At 34.6% G+C, this 16,416-nt stretch carries 10 protein-coding genes and 1 pseudogene; 6 read left to right on the plus strand and 5 right to left on the minus strand.

Going from position 1 to position 16,416, the window contains the following annotated elements:
* Positions 1-355: 355 nt before the first annotated feature.
* From BOW55_RS01995 to BOW55_RS02015, 5 genes are all read right to left on the minus strand, one after another.
* Positions 356-1,648: a serine hydrolase gene (locus BOW55_RS01995; RefSeq protein WP_129022743.1), complete on the minus strand. Its 1,293-nt coding sequence runs from the start codon at positions 1,646-1,648 to the stop codon at positions 356-358.
* Between the two features lie 4 nt (positions 1,649-1,652).
* Complete coding sequence (locus tag BOW55_RS02000; protein WP_129022744.1) at positions 1,653-3,134, minus strand: glycoside hydrolase family 10 protein; 1,482 nt, start codon at positions 3,132-3,134, stop codon at positions 1,653-1,655.
* A 480-nt stretch (positions 3,135-3,614) separates the two neighbouring features.
* On the minus strand, positions 3,615-4,439 hold the full coding sequence (locus tag BOW55_RS02005) for an alpha/beta hydrolase family protein (RefSeq protein WP_129022745.1): 825 nt from the start codon (positions 4,437-4,439) through the stop codon (positions 3,615-3,617).
* A gap of 42 nt (positions 4,440-4,481) precedes the next feature.
* Complete coding sequence (locus BOW55_RS02010) at positions 4,482-7,397, minus strand: FAD-binding and (Fe-S)-binding domain-containing protein (RefSeq protein WP_129022746.1); 2,916 nt, start codon at positions 7,395-7,397, stop codon at positions 4,482-4,484.
* A gap of 149 nt (positions 7,398-7,546) precedes the next feature.
* Positions 7,547-8,296 (minus strand): DeoR/GlpR family DNA-binding transcription regulator, encoded by a 750-nt coding sequence (locus BOW55_RS02015; protein ID WP_129022747.1) that lies wholly within the window; start codon positions 8,294-8,296, stop codon positions 7,547-7,549.
* Positions 8,297-8,540: 244 nt separating this feature from the next.
* Between BOW55_RS02015 and BOW55_RS02020 the strand changes: the two genes are divergently transcribed.
* The 6 genes and pseudogenes from BOW55_RS02020 (at position 8,541) to murQ (ending at position 16,357) form a co-directional block, all read left to right on the plus strand.
* Positions 8,541-9,395 carry a TonB-dependent receptor plug domain-containing protein gene (locus BOW55_RS02020; RefSeq protein ID WP_129022748.1) on the plus strand — a complete coding sequence of 285 codons (855 nt, stop codon included), beginning with the start codon at positions 8,541-8,543 and terminating at the stop codon, positions 9,393-9,395.
* Between the two features lie 215 nt (positions 9,396-9,610).
* On the plus strand, positions 9,611-11,620 hold the full coding sequence (locus BOW55_RS02025) for a TonB-dependent receptor domain-containing protein (RefSeq protein ID WP_164974989.1): 2,010 nt from the start codon (positions 9,611-9,613) through the stop codon (positions 11,618-11,620).
* 10 nt (positions 11,621-11,630) lie between these two features.
* On the plus strand, positions 11,631-13,244 hold the full coding sequence (locus BOW55_RS02030; protein ID WP_129022750.1) for a SusD/RagB family nutrient-binding outer membrane lipoprotein: 1,614 nt from the start codon (positions 11,631-11,633) through the stop codon (positions 13,242-13,244).
* Between the two features lie 26 nt (positions 13,245-13,270).
* Positions 13,271-14,173 (plus strand): DUF4397 domain-containing protein, encoded by a 903-nt coding sequence (locus tag BOW55_RS02035; protein WP_129022751.1) that lies wholly within the window; start codon positions 13,271-13,273, stop codon positions 14,171-14,173.
* Positions 14,174-14,282: 109 nt separating this feature from the next.
* Entirely contained in the window at positions 14,283-15,482 is a 1,200-nt protein-coding gene (locus BOW55_RS02040; protein WP_129022752.1) for an exo-beta-N-acetylmuramidase NamZ domain-containing protein, read from the plus strand.
* A 46-nt stretch (positions 15,483-15,528) separates the two neighbouring features.
* Positions 15,529-16,357, plus strand: a pseudogene (gene murQ / locus BOW55_RS02045) (N-acetylmuramic acid 6-phosphate etherase).
* Positions 16,358-16,416 lie beyond the last annotated feature (59 nt).

A 16,416-nucleotide genomic window follows, 5' to 3' on the forward strand; every position in this document is an offset into this window, starting at 1 on the left:
ATTGCTGCTTTATTTGTCTCTTTATTAACCACTAATTGCACTAATTTCCGCGAATTATTTTTATTTCACGCAGATTTAGCAGATTTAATTTGTGGAAATTAGTGTAATTCGCGGCAAACAAAAATCATTTTAATCCTTTAATCTGTGGCTAAATTTTTCGCACGCAGATTAAGCAGATTTAATTTGTGGAAATTAGTGCAATTAGCGGCAAACAAAAATCATTTTAATCCTTTCAATCTGTGGCTGTATTTTCTCACACAGATTTTCCAGATTAAGCAGATTTAATTCGTGGAAATTTGTGCAATTAGTGGCAAACAAAAATCCATTTTAATCTATTTTATCGATGGCTAACCTTTTACTTATTGATTTGTCTCCAAATTTTGGTACTAAAGTCATCTTTATACATTAATCTGTTTGTTCTTGTTGGATTTACGCGATTGGTCAGAATAATTAAAAACCGGTTAGTATCTGGGCTCATAAAGAAAAAAGTTCCTGTAAAACCCGTATGTCCAAAATCATTCGCTTTAAAAAACTCATCAGGTTTACGTTTATCAAAACCAAGTCCACGGTAAATTCCCTCTTTGGCAAGAGGAGAATCTGTAAATTCTTTTACCACTTTTGCTTTTAGAATTTGTTTTCCTTTATAGTTTCCGTTGTTCATTAGCATTTTGCAGATAACAGCAATCGATTCTGCATTTGCAAATAAACCTGCATTTCCAGAAACACCGCCAAAAATAGCAGCAGCTTCGTCATGAACATATCCTTTTATAGTATCTTTTCTAAAAAAATTATCCAATTCAGTTGGCATTACATTTTCTATCGAAGTCCATTTTAGCGGATTATATCCAATTTTTGAAATTCCTAACTCTGTATAAATTTCATTTGTCAATTGATCTAATTTCGAACCTGTTTTTGCTTCAATCATTTGCTTCACCAAAAGCAAGTTTAAATCGCTGTACAAATATTTCCCTCTCGGATTTGTATTTGCTTTCGCAATCCTTTCATAAACAGACGGATAAAATTCTGGATTAAGCCACATATTTTTATAAATCTGAATCCAATTTTGCTTTGGTTCAAAAACAAGATATTTTGAATCGTAAACAATGTTTTTGTTTACATACATATTATCAAAAGACTCAACATATTGCTCGGATTTTTGACTGCTCAATAAAGGCGAATTATCTGGTGTAGAAAGTAAGGCTTGATAAAAAGTAATACTTGGCGTTAATCCAGAAGTGTGCGTTAACAACTCAAAAAGCGTTAAATCGGCAATTGCAGAGTTTTTATAAAGCGGAACAATTTTACCTACTTGGTCTGTAAGCTTTATCTTGTTTTCTCCAACCAAACGCATAGTAACAAGCGTTGCACCTAAAACTTTAGACATCGAAGCCAAATCGAAAACATCGGCTGTTTTTACTAATTGTTTTTTAGTATAATCATGGTAACCGTAATTTTTGGATATCAGATTAAAATCTCCTGTACCTACAATAATCTGTGCTCCTGGAAAAAAACCTTTTTCGAGGGCATGATTCATCATCGAGTCGATATAAACTTCGTTTCGTTCTACTTTTGCCGACTCAAATTTCTGTGCTTGTATCGTATTTAAGGAAATCAGAAAAACAGCAATCAATAATACACTTTTTCTCATTGTTTTATTTCTTTATAAATTCGATTGGTGCACTCTCCGTTTGCGTCTGACTTAAAGCGGAAACAGCATAAACATAATTTTCTAAAGCTGCATTTGGAACCTCTAATTTTACGGCTGTTGTTACGTAGTAAATATTCGCTGGATTAGAAAAATCGGTTATTTTTCCTTTTGGAAATCTATAAATCACGTATTTCTTGTCCTTGATTCCTGCTTTCCATGTAAGCGTTGCTTTATCTCCTTTTTGAGCAATCACAGCATTTGTCGGCGCTTGCGGTTTTATTCTCGTAATTCTGTTCGCTTCGGGCGTTAAAGCAATATATTTGTATTGTTTTTCGATAAGAGCATTTCTTAATGTATCTCCTTTTTTAAGAAATGAGTTTGCTGTAAAATGCATCGAACCATCTATTTGAGGCATCATGCGAATCATTTCAATCTGTTTTACAATTTGATCCGGACTTCTCCATTCTGGTTCTTTTGCCGTTTTTGAAATTTTATAATCGCCGTGACCTATATACACATTAGTTCCATATTTGTGCGCTGCCCACCATTTTGCCAAAACTTCAAAATTAGCTCTGTCAAAACCAATGTGCCAATACAATTGCGGCGTAATATAATCGATCCAGTTTTCTTTCTGCCATTTCAAGATATCAGCATACAAATCATCATAATTAGTAGCTCCCGCTCTGGTATCAGAACCATCTGAATCTTTTGCAATATTTCGCCACACGCCAAAAGGTGAAATTCCGAATTCGACTTCAGGTTTATTGGCAATTATGGTATCTCGAATTTGCTTGATGATTAAATCGACATTGTCTCTTCTCCAATCGTCTTTATCTCTAAATTGTCTGGGCTCTTTTGCAAAAGCTTTTTCGTCTGGAAACTCTTGTCCCTCGATTTTGTATGGATAAAAATAATCGTCCATATGTATCGCTTGAATGTCATAATTTCGAACTATTTCACCGACTACCGAAGCAACAAAATCTCTAGTTTCTTTATACCCTGGATTAAAATATCTCGATTTTCCATAGGTCAAAAACAATTCTGGTTTCTTAAAATACAAATGAGTTTTAGCCAACACTTCTTTAACTGTATCTTTTTGTACACGATACGGATTTAGCCAGACATGAACATTCATTCCTCTTTTTCCTGCTTCATCAATCATCATTTGCAGCGGATCAAATCCGGCAGCAACACCTTGAGTTCCTGTTATCCAATGCGATGCCGGTTCTTTTGTCGATTTATAATACGCGTCGGCAGTTGGGCGAATTTGAAAAATTACAGTATTCAAATTATTAGATCGTAAATTATCCAAAATGGTAATCATTTCAGATTTCATCTGCTTGTCTGACAATCCCGGTTTTGATGGCCAATCGATATTGTCTACGGTTGATATCCAAGCGGCACGCATTTCTCTTTTTGGTGATTCCTGACTAAAAAGTTTCGTTTGAAACAGCAATATTAGGATTAGTAATTTTAGACTTTTCATAAATTATTATTTAAGATAGTTAGTGTATAATATTGTTGTTAGAAAAGGTTAACCGCAAAGATCGCAAAGAGTTACGCAATGTTCGCTAAATTATCTTTAATCTGTTTTTTTTCTTTATCCTTTTTTTTCTCACGCAGATTCAGCAGATTTCAATTTGTGGAAATTCGTGTAATTAGTGGCAAACAAAAATAATTCTAATCCTTTTAATCAGTGGCTGTTTTTTCACGCAGATTTAGCAGATCAAGCAGATTTAATTCGTGATAATTCGTGCAATTTGTGGCAAACAAAAATCATTCTAATCCTTTTAATCAGTGGCTATTTTTTTCACGCAGATTTAGCAGATCAAGCAGATTTAATTCGTGATAATTCGTGCAATTTGTGGCTAAAAAACCTAACAGGTTTTGAAAACCTGTTAGGATAACCAACCAAAATATATGCGCTCTTTTTCATTTTACAACATCACAACACACAATGTCTTACTTAACTTTTATTTTTTTCATTGAAAAAATTATTAAAGAACAACAATTGAAACTTTAAAGAGTTTTCCCAATATTCTATATTATGCTGTCCAGGGCGTTCAATATAATCGTGATTTATTTTTAATGCCAGCATTTTTTTATTCAGTTCCCGATTTACATCGATAAAAAAATCATCTACACCACAATCTATAATCAATTTTAAATGGTTGTCTTTTACCAAATCAAGCATATTGGTAACCGTATTTTTATCCCAATTATCAGGAAATTCGGTTATAGAACCAAGTCGCTTTTTGATATCCCACTTTTCAGGAAACGGACGAAAATCTACACCGCCGCTCATACTTCCTGCTGCACCAAATACATCCTGATGTTTAAAAGATAAATACAAAGCTCCATGTCCACCCATACTCAAACCCGTTATGGCTCTGGCTTCGCGAGTTGCAATTGTTTTGTACTTTTTATCTATAAAAGGAACTAATTCATTGATAACATAAGTTTCGTATTTGAAAGCAGGATCGATCAGACTGTCAAAATACCAGCTTGAATAATTTCCGTCGACACCAATGGCGATAAAACCATATTGATCAACCTGTTTACCCACTTCTTTAAAGCTTTTTACCCAAGTGGCATAATTGCCGCTGTATCCATGAAGCAAGTACACAACTGGAAAATTCTTTTTGCTTTTTCTATAATTATCAGGAACAATTACACAGGTTTTTATGTTCTTATTCATCGAAGCACTGAAAACTTGAATCGTATCAATTTTAGCTGCTTTCGCAGAAAAAAATACGAGTATGAGAACTAAAGTGCTGATTGCTTTTTTCATAAAATCTTGTTTTAAACTGTTAGAAAATCAAATTTGAGAAACTTATTTCAAACAATCTCTTAAAATGGTTACGGGATGCATTGCTTTTCTATTTGTCCCGTCAAAAATCTGGTGGCGGCAGCTGGTTCCTGCAGCGGCAATTGCCGTTGTTGAATCGGTTGCGCGAATTTTTGGAAACAAAGTATCTTCTCCCATTTGCATACTAATTTCGTAATGTTCTTTTTCATAACCAAATGAACCCGCCATTCCGCAGCAGCCCGAATTATAAATTGTAACCGTGCTGTTTTTGGGTACATTCAGCATTGCAAAAGAAGCCTCAATGGTACTTAATGATTTTTGATGACAATGTCCGTGAATCTTTATCGTTTTTTCTGTATCCGAAAATTGTCCAGAATGAATTTTTCCTTTTGCAATTTCTGCTTTAAAAAACTCTTCAACAGTAAAAACATTTTTCGACAGCTTTTCGGCACTTTCTTTATCTTTTGCCAATCGCAGATATTCGTCTCTAAAAGTCAATATTGCCGATGGTTCGATTCCGATTAATGGAGTATCCTCAGAAATTAAATCCTTGAAAATAGTCACATTTCTATTCGCAATTTCCTGCGCTTCTTCCAGAAAACCTTTTGATAAAAAGGCTCTTCCGCTTTCTTCGTGATCTGTAATTATTACTTCGTAACCTAAAGCCGTCAATAATTCATATGCATCGATACCAACAGAAACATCATAATAATTGGTAAACTCATCACAAAAAAGATATACTTTTCCGTTTTTAAAAGAATTGGTTTCTGCTGCTTTTTTATTTTTTTCGTACCATTTTTTAAAGGTTTTGGGTGCCAAAAGCGGTACTTGTCTTTTAGGAGCAATTCCCATACTTTTTTTAACCAAAGGTAAATTAGCAACAAAATTGGTCATTGATGGCGCAATACTTCCGAACTTATTTAATTTTGAGTTGAAAGCAAAAATTTTATTGCGAACAGAAAATCCATTTGTTTTTTGATATTGATATAAAAACTCGGCTTTTAAAGTTGCTACATCTACATTACTTGGGCATTCGCTGGCACAGGCTTTGCAGCTCACGCACAACTCAAATACTTTATATAATTCTTCGTGGTCAAATTTATTTTCTTTTTCAGAATGGGTTAGATATTCTCTCAGCGCATTTGCTCTCGCACGAGTCGTATCTTTTTCGTTTCGGGTAGCGCGATAACTAGGACACAAAGTTCCTCCCGCTGAAGGTAATTTTCGGCAGTCGCCAGAACCGTTGCATTTTTCGGCAGCACGCAAAATTCCTAAACTATCAGAGAAATCCTGAATCGTTTTAATTTCCGGCTCTACCCTTCCTGCTTCAAAACGAAGATTTTCATCCATTTTAGAAGCGTTTACAATTTTCCCAACATTTAAAATGGTGTTGGGATCAAATGCTTTTTTTATTCGTTTCAGCAATTCATAGTTTTTATCCCCAATCATAAAAGGCAGAAACTCGCCTCTTAAAATTCCGTCGCCATGTTCACCGCTTAGCGAACCTTTATATCTTTTCACCAAATGAGCCACTTCCGTAGATATGTTTCTAAACTGGTGTAATCCTTCTTTTGTTTTTAAATTTATCTTCGGACGTAAATGCAATTCTCCCGCTCCAGCATGAGCGTAATAAATCGCACTTTGTCCGTGTCTTTCCATCATAGCGGCAAAATCGGCAATATAATTTGGAAGATCACTTAGTTCAACAGCAGTATCTTCAATAGAATCGGCTGCTTTATCATCGCCTACAATACTTCCTAAAAGTCCTAAACCTGCTTTTCGAACCTCATTTACTTTATCAATATCGGCTCCGTAAATTTTAGGCAGAGCATAGCCAAAATTATTATCCTGAAGATCCTTAATCAAAGCATCTGCTTGTAATTCGGCATCTTCCATACTAATATGCGATCCTACTTCGAGCATAATAACTGCTTTTGGTTCTCCCACAATAAAAAAACGGTTTTTAGATTGTTCTCTATTCGTTTTGGTACAATCTAAAATCGTATCATCCATCATTTCGCAAGTGTACAAATGATGTTTCATTGCAGTAACCACCGCCTCTAAACTTTCATGAATGGTATGAAAATGTGCAACCACCATAATATTATTTACTGGCGGTAAGTCATCAACTTTCAAAGTAATTTCGGTTGTAAATGCCAAAGTTCCTTCGCTTCCGCAAAGCAATTTCCCTAAGTTGATTGTATCTTCTGTCCCTGAAAAAAGTTCAGATTTCAATAAGGTGTCAATGGCATAACCTGTATTTCGTCGGTGAATTTCAGGTTTTGGAAATTCTCTTTTGATTTCTTCCTGATTTTCTTTATTCGAAAGTTCCTTGTAAATGGTTTGGTAAATTTTATTTTCGAGCGAATCGCCTTTGGTCTTCTCTATAAATTCTGCTGAAGTCAAATCCTTAAAAAAGGCAATACTTCCGTCACTTAAAACTGTTTTTAGCTCTACAATTTTATCGCGGGTCACGCCGTAACGAATAGAGGTTGTTCCTGAAGAATTATTTCCAACCATGCCACCAATCATACATCGGTTTGTGGTTGAAGTAGTTGGACTGAAAAATAAACCATGAGGTTTTAAAAATAAATTTAGTTCATCGCGAATTACTCCGGGTTGAACTGTTATGGTTTTCTTTTCAGCATCAAAAGCAACAATTTTAGTAAAATGCTTAGAAACATCTACAATAATTCCGTTTCCAACGGTTTGACCAGCCAAAGAAGTCCCTGCGGTTCTGGGTGTTATTGAAATATTGTTTTGTGAAGCAAAGCGAATGATTTTTACAATATCTTCTTCTGTTTTAGGAATCGCAACGGCTTCAGGCATAATTCTATAAGCAGAAGCATCTGTTGCATACAGTTTCTTATGAAGATCATCATACAAAAGTGTACCTTCTAGGGAATCGGATAATTGTTGTAATTGGAGAGAATCGGGCATTGAATGAGTTTTGTTTTTTAATACAAATGGCAAACTTTAATTTAACAAATATATACAAAAAATAAACCGATTTCATTATTTTGCGTGATTTAACAAAATAAAATCAAAATAACGCAAAATAACGCACCAAAACCTAATCAAAAAGTCAGTTACAATATAAAAACGCCTGATTTTTTATATTCTTCTAACCTTGCATCTTCAGGATCCAATTCTGTTACAATAGTGTCTAATTGATTAAGATCGCAAACAACATGAGGCATTTTAGTATTTAATTTATTTGAAGAAAACATTGAAACAACTCTATCAGAAGCTTCTATCATAGCTTTCTTAACAATTGAAATCTCATACCCAACCTCTGTAAGACCTTGTTTAATATTGATACTGCTGGCGCCAATAAAGCAAATGTCGGCTTTAATTTTAGACACAACTTGAATTACGTCCATACCAATTGTAACCATTGCGTTTTTTTGCATTTTACCGCCAATAAATATTAAATCAATATTTGGATGCTGTGACAATTGCATTGCGATTGGTAAACTGTATGTATAAATAGTAGCTTTTAAATCTGAAGGAATTAATTTTGCAAAAACCAAATTGGTACTTCCGCCGCTCATTATAATAACCTGGTCATCATGCAATAATGACAATGCCTTAGTTACAATTTTTTTCTTTTCGTCTTCGGCAGAGATTGCAATATTAAAAAGATCAACAGATTTCTCTGTTACCTGAATAGCCCCGCCATATACCTTCTCCAGCTGTTTTTTACTATCCAATTCATTCAAATCTCTTCTAATTGTATCTTCTGACAAATCCAGAGCCAAAGCCAAATCTGTGGTGACAACTTTCTGTTCTTCAATGAGCTTAGTCATTATATATTTATGTCTCTCGGCCTTCAGCATATTTTGAAAATGTTAAAATTCAACACAAATATATCAAATATTTCAATTGCAGGAAGATGTTCCATAAAAAACCGCAATAGTTTGCATTTTACAGCTTAAAAAGTAAAAACAGAAAAAACAAACATCCAAATCTTGCGTTATTTTGCAGTATTTGAATAATTTTTTGAAAAAAAATACACAATCCCGCATTTATTTGAAAATATTTTCTAAATTTCGCCATTCTAACCAAAACAATTAAGCCAATATGAAAAAAAAGTATTTAGTTCTTTTACTTTTCTTTTTCGGAATACTCGCAGGTTATTCCCAAAATTCAACCGTAAAAGGTAAAGTCACAGATGGTAGTGGAAACTCATTGCCGGGAGCAAACATTTTAGTGCAGGGATCTAAAGATCAAACTTCTACAGGAGCTGATGGAACTTTTACGATAAAAGCGCGTCAGGGTGATGTTCTTCAAGTGTCTTACATCGGTTTTAACAACAAAGAAGTTATTGTAAACGGAAATGATTTAAAAATTGTTATTTCTGAAAGTGCACAAACATTAAACAATGTAACAATTGTGGGTTCAATGGGTATTGTGCGTAATAAATCTTCTTTAGGATATGCTGTTCAGGAAGTAAAAGGTAAAGAAATTGCAGACACACAGCGTCCTAACTTTGCTACTGCATTACAAGGTCGTGTTGCAGGTTTAAATGTAACAAGCACTTCTGGTGCTCCGGGTGCTTCGGCAGCGATTCAATTAAGAGGAGTAAATTCGCTTAGCGGAAGCAACTCTCCTTTGTATGTTGTAGACGGATTACCGGTAAGCAACGAAACAATGGATCAAGCTTTGACTATTTCTAATGCTCCTAATAGAACGCAGGATTACACCAACAGAGGCGCAGATATCAACCCAGACGATATTGAATCTGTGGTTATCTTAAAAGGACCTGAAGCTGCAGCGCTTTATGGAATGCAGGCTGGAAATGGTGCAATCGTAATTACAACTAAAAAGGTAAAAAAGGCGTTGGAAGACTTACTTATTCTACTAATACACGATTCGACAATTTATACCGTTTTCCAGAAACTCAAAAAGTATATCAAAGAGGTTCAGACGGCGTAAACAATCCAGACTATAGAAGACAATTTGGAACGGCTTACGAACCGGGAACTCAATTTTATGATAATGTTAAAAATTTCTTCAAAACTGCGGTTTCAACCAATCATAATCTTTCGTTTGAAGCGGGTACAGAAACTACTTCTTACCGATTATCTCTTTCAAACTTAGAGCAAGAAGGTGTTGTACCAAATACAGGTTACAGCCGTTTGACTGCAAATTTGAATGCTACTGCAAAATTATCTTCAAAATTAAGATCTGAAGCTAGTTTTAGTTTTACAAAATCAGACAATCAAAAAGCGGCAAAAGGAGCTGGATCTGCTGTACAGATTCCAGGTGTAAGAGACGCTGGATATTTACTTTCACTTTTAACATGGCCGGCAAATGATGACGCCAGCAATTATTTAAATGCTGACGGAACGAGAAGAAAAATTACAAGCGGTGCTTTAGACACCGAAACTGATAATCCGTTCTGGGATGTAAACAAAAACTTATCTGAAGATTTCAACAATCGTTTTGTTACCAATGTTGGATTAATTTACGACCCAACTTCTTGGCTTAACTTAACTGGCCGTGTGGGCTGGGATGTGAATTCTGCTCAAGGTTACAGAGCTATTCATCCAGAATCTGCTGCGGGAATTACTCCAGGAGGTTACATCGAATCATACTATTCTAATACCAGTAACTTAAACACTACTTTATTGGTTACCGCTAAAAAATCATTCGGAAAATTCAATACCAAACTTATGGTGGGTAATTCGGTTAATGATAATGATTTTAGAATTTTATCAACAACAGGAAGCCGTTTCTTTGATCCTAACTTCTACTCTATCAACAATACTGATGCTACAACGCAAAGATCTCAAGAGAGAATTATTCAAAGCAAAATTATTGGTTTCTTTTCTGAGATGAGTTTAGATTATGACAAAACTGTTTATTTAACATTAACTGGTCGTGAGGACTGGACTTCTGTATTACCAGATCCGTTTTTCTATCCTTCTGTTTCAACGAGTTTTGTTTTCACAAACTTAAACGGATTGAAAGATAAACAAACACTTTCTTATGGAAAATTGAGAGCTTCTTATGCAGAAGCAGCTAATATTCCTTCTCCTTATTCTGCACAACCTGTTTTCAATCCACAATTAACTACAGACGGTGGTTATGCGTATGGTGTTACCGGGGCAAATGCAAATTTGAAACCTGAGTTCCGTAAATCATTTGAATTGGGTACAGAATTAAAATTCTTTAACAATCGCGTTGGATTAGATGTTGCGGTTTACAGCACAAAAACAATCGATCCGATTCTAAAAAATATGCGTTTAAGCTACGGAACAGGATTCGTGGTAACTTCTGCAAACTTTGGAGATTTACAAAACCAAGGTTTAGAGATTACTTTAAACGCATCACCAATTAAAAAAGAAAATTTCTCTTGGAATGTAAGTGCTAACTTCAGCAAAACACGTTCTAAATTATTAAATCTCCCTTCTGTTATTTCTGAATACTATGTTTCAGACACTTGGCTTTATGGAAATGTTCGCGGCGGGGTAACTGTTGGAAATCCGTTAACGACTTTAACAGGAAATGATTATTTGAGAAATAATGCAGGCGAGCCTTTAATTGATCCAAATAGCGGCTATGCTTTAAAAGATCCAAACTTTAAAATTATTGGAGACAGAAATCCAGATTTTATGCTTGGTTTACAAAACACGTTTACATACAAAGACCTTAGTTTATCATTCTTGTTAGACATTAGAAAAGGCGGCGATATTTATAACGCAACTGAATTCTATTTGTACCAAAACGGTTTATCTACCAAAACTTTAGATCGTGAACAAACAAGAATTGTAAAAGGTGTTTTAAGAGATGGTTTAGAAAACTCAGCTACTCCAACACAAAATAATATTCCGGTAAGACCAAGTGTTCAAAACGAATATTACAGAACTGGTGCGATCGACGCTGATTTTGTCGAAAAAGACATTAACTGGTTAAGGATGAGAGATATTACTTTAAGCTACCAAATGCCTTCTGAAATATTGAAAAAAACATTCATTAACGCACTTTCTCTTTATGTAACAATGACCGATGTTTTTATCATTACAAATTATACTGGAGCTGATCCTTCGGTTAATGGAACTAATGCTTCAACTGGAGGTGCTGGAGGAACAGGTTTTGACTTTGGAGTAGTTTCTACACCAAGAGGTTTGAACTTAGGATTAAAAATCGGACTTTAATTAATTGATCATGAAAAATATTAAAACATATATAGCCGCATTAGGTCTTGTAGCCACAATGATTTCTTGCAACGACTTAGAAGATATAAACGTAAACCCAAGTTTTCCTGTTGATGTTTCGGCACCAGCTTTACTGCCTCCAATCGAGCAGCAAATGGCTGTGGGATTACAGTTTGACAACAGATGTCTTGGACGATACACTCAAAATTTCAGTACTGCTACGGCTGGCGCTGTAGGAAGTGAATGGGATCGTTTTGGATATCAATCAAATAGTGATACAGGTGGTGAAATCTGGAAAATGGCTTATTTTTCTATTGGTTTAAACTTAACCAAATTACAGGAAAAAGCAGTTTCGGAACAGCGTCATGATATTACTGGAATTGCAAAAGTTATTAGAGCTTGGACTTGGCAGGTTGCAACTGATTATCATTCTGAATTAATTAATTTTGATCAAGTTTTTACTTCGCGTCTTTCTTTTGATTATGTTCCTCAGGAACAAGTATACGCTGAAGTGGTTCGTTTATTGAATGAAGGTTTAACAGATTTGAACCGTACAGACGGAAGTGTTTCTCAGACTTACACTGCTGGAGGAGATAAAATGTACGGAGGAGACCGCTCTAAATGGGTTAAGTTTGCTTACGGAGTTTTGGCTAGAAATTTAAATAATCAAATCAATAAAGCTTCATATAACCCAGATAAAGTAATTGAATTCTGTGATAAATCATTGGCTTCTAATGCAGATAATGCTTTAATTAGATATAACGGAACAGTAGCTGCAGATATCAATTTCTATGGTCCTGGAAGAAATAACTTCAATACTTACCGTCAAACTGATTTTGCTGTGAGAACAATGGACGGAACTCTTTTTGGAGGTGCAAAAGATCCTAGAATCTCTAGAGTTTTAGCGCCGTCTGTAGGTCAATCTGAATTAGCTCCGGCATCTTCTTCAAATCCAGACCCAAGTAAATATACTTTTAATGGAAACCCGTTAAATACTACAGCTTCTACAGTTGCGACAAACGTAAGCAGAATTCCAAATATTTATGGAACGTATACTGCAGGAACTATTACAACTCCGGGAAGATACCTTTTTAGAGATAAAGCAAATTTCCCTTTAATGACGTATTCAGAAATTCAATTTATTAAAGCTGAAGCTGCTTTTAGAAAAGGAGATAAAGCCATGGCTTTAGATGCTTACAAAAAAGCAATTGACGCCAATATCGATTTTGTAAATTCAAATACTGTTGTAAGTACAATTTTCCCTATTACATCGACAATTACTGCTGCTGAAAAAACAGCATTCTTAACCAATGTCAATATCGTTCCAACGGCTGCAAACTTGACGATCAGCCACATTATGCTTCAAAAATATGTAGCTTTATTTGGTTACGGTATGCTAGAAACTTGGACAGATTTACGTAAATATCATTATAATCCAGATATTTACAGAACAATGAGTTTTACACCAAACGGAGGTTTATTTGTTGACAATAATGGAAATTTACCATACAGAGTTCGTCCGAGATTTAACTCAGAATATGTTTGGAATTTTGATGCTTTAAAAGCGATTGGAGCAGATAAGGTAGATTACCATACTCAAGAAATGTGGTTTTCTAAAAATTAATTTCTTAAAAACTAAAAATCTATTAGATGAAAAATATATTTAACACCATAAAAAAGTCAATTATTCCAATTCTTGGAGTACTTGCATTTACATCCTGCGGCGACGAAAACGACCAGACTCCTTATCAGAGTAAAGACGGAATTGCAAATGCTTCTAACGTAAAATTTATTCACGCAGCTGTTGGTCCAAATGGAACTAATTTTCAAATTAATTACTTTACAGGAACTGAAAAAATTTCGGCTGTAAGTTCTACAACCGGAGTGCAAGTCGGGATGAATTATGGCGCTCAATATCCAGTGCCAATTAATTATGTTTTGATGAAACCGGGAACACAACCTTTAAGCGTTTTGACGCCTGCAACTCCTGCAGTTAGCATTTTCAATGGAAATATTACTACTGAAACGGGAAAATATTATACGAGTTTCTTAGTATCAACACCGCCGTCTGTTACGCCGCCGGTATATTCTCTTTATCAAATAAACGACGATTTAGCCGTTGCTGATTTAGACAAAACTAAAGCCTATATTCGTTTTATAAATGTTATCAGCAATTCGGCAGCAGCAGGTTATGATTTAGGATTGATTAAAGAAACATCAACTATTGGTGCAACGCCAGTTACTACAAAAGAAGTGTATACTTATAGAAATGTAACATTTAAGGGCGGTAACGAAAAATACATTGCTATTGAGCCTCAAGACCCAATAGATACAAGAGGATATCAATTGCAGGTTCGTGTTGCAGGTTCTCCAACAAATGTTCCTGGAACAACTACCGGAACAACAATTGCAAACCTTGCCAATTCGCCGGCAAATACTGCTTTTGTTCCTAGAGCAGGAAGAGTTTACACAATCTATTGCAGAGGAATTATCGGCGGATTACCATCTGCAACTTTAAATGCACCATCTGTTACTTTCATAACAAATAAATAAGCTTAAAAATCGAACCACTTTTTGATTAAAGTGGTTCGATTTAATTATCCTATTTTGTTTTTTTTCCTTTATTAAGCGTAATTTTAATTGTAATTTAAACTTTTGTATTATGTTTCAAGCCTTTAAAAAAATCACTTTTATTCTATTTTTAATTGTTTCGAATGCCTCGAATGCAAATTCGTCAACAGAAATTATTAAAAATAAAATTAATGATATCAGTAATGAAATAAAAACAGGAGCTGATAATTTCGAAAAATATATTCCTTTATTAAAAGATAAAAAAGTTGGTATTGTTACCAATCAAACCGGTCTTTTATCGAACAAAAAACACGTAGTAGATTTTCTATTAGAGAAAAAAATAAACATTCAAACCATCTTTGCACCAGAGCATGGTTTTAGAGGAACTGCCGATGCTGGTGAACATGTAGTTGATGGGAAAGATTCTAAAACGGGATTATCGATAATCTCTCTTTACGGAGATAATAAAAAACCTAAACCAGAACAGTTATCTGGAATCGACGTCATGGTTTTTGACTTACAAGATGTAGGCGCAAGATTCTATACTTATATTTCGTCTTTACATTATGTAATGGAAGCCTGCGCAGAAAACAATGTTCCGCTTATAATTTTTGATCGACCAAATCCGAATGGCAGAATTGTAGACGGTCCTCTTTTAGAAAAAGAATTTACAAGTTTTGTGGGTATGCACCCTATTCCATTGCTTCATGGAATGACTATTGGTGAATATGCAAAAATGATTAATGGAGAAAAATGGCTTAAAAACGCAGCTCAATGTAAATTAACTGTAATTCCTTGTGTTAATTATAACAGAAAAATGGATTATAGTTTATTGGCAAAACCATCTCCAAATTTGCCAAACGATCAATCTATAAATTTATATGCAAGCTTGTGTTTGTTTGAAGGAACGAATGTAAGCATGGGACGCGGAACAGAAAAACAATTCCAAATTTACGGCTCACCTTACTTAACAAAAACAAATTTTAGTTTTACTCCAAAACCAAATTTTGGAGCCAAAGACCCTGTCTATAATGGCGTAGAATGTTTTGGCGAAGATTTGACAACTTATCCTAAACTACAACAACTGGAATTAAAATGGCTGCTTAAAGCGTATCAAAATACCAGTGATAAAACTAAATTCTTTAATCCTTTTTTCACAAAACTGGCGGGAACTAAGAAATTACAACAACAAATTGAAAGCGGCACTTCTGAGGAAAATATCAGAAAAAGCTGGGTGAAGGATTTAGAAGCCTTCAAAAAAATGAGAATGAAATATCTGATCTACCAATAAATTTTAATGCAGTAAAGAAAAATTAAAAATTAAAAAAAAATCAAAAATGTCAAAAGCAAATCCAGATACAGAAAGAGAATCTCTTTACTCAAATTTAGATAAAATGAGTACCAACGAACTGCTTTCAAATATAAATAATGAAGATAAAAAAAGTAGCAGCTATTGTTGAAGAACAAATTCCAAATATTGAAAAATTAGTCGATGCAATTGTTACAAAAATGAAACTTGGCGGAAGACTTTTTTATATTGGAGCAGGAACATCAGGGAGAATTGGAGTTTTAGATGCTTCTGAATGTCCTCCTACTTTTGGAGTTCCAGACAATTGGATTATTGGTATTATCGCGGGTGGAGATTCTGCCATTAGAAAAGCGGTAGAAAATGCCGAAGACGATGTCGATCAAGCATGGAGAGATTTATCTGCTTATGATATTTCTAGTTTAGACGTAGTAATAGGAATTGCAGCTTCTGGAAATACTCCTTACGTTATTGGCGGATTGAAAAAAGCACGTGAAAACAAAATCATAACCGGCAGTATTTCATGCAACAGCGGCAGCTTGATTTCTAAACAAGCAGATCATCCTATTGAACTAATTGTAGGACCAGAATTCTTAACAGGAAGCACTCGAATGAAAGCAGGAACTTCTCAAAAATTAGTCTTAAACATGATTTCAACATCAGTTATGATTAAACTTGGAAGAATCTATGGCAACAAAATGATCGATATGCAGTTGTCTAACAAAAAATTAGTTCAAAGAGGTGTAGAAATGATTGTTGAAGAACTGCAAATTGATGAAAAAACAGCTTCTGATTTATTAAAAAAACACAAAAGTGTAAGAGCAGTTTTATTAGCTCAGAATAAAAATCTGGAAATCTAATAACCAACAGATTCAAATCTTTTATAGATTTATACCAATAAAAACCACAATCTATAACT

Origin of the sequence: Flavobacterium sp. YO12, from assembly GCF_004119495.1 — a bacterium.
Classification (GTDB): Bacteria; Bacteroidota; Bacteroidia; order Flavobacteriales; family Flavobacteriaceae; genus Flavobacterium.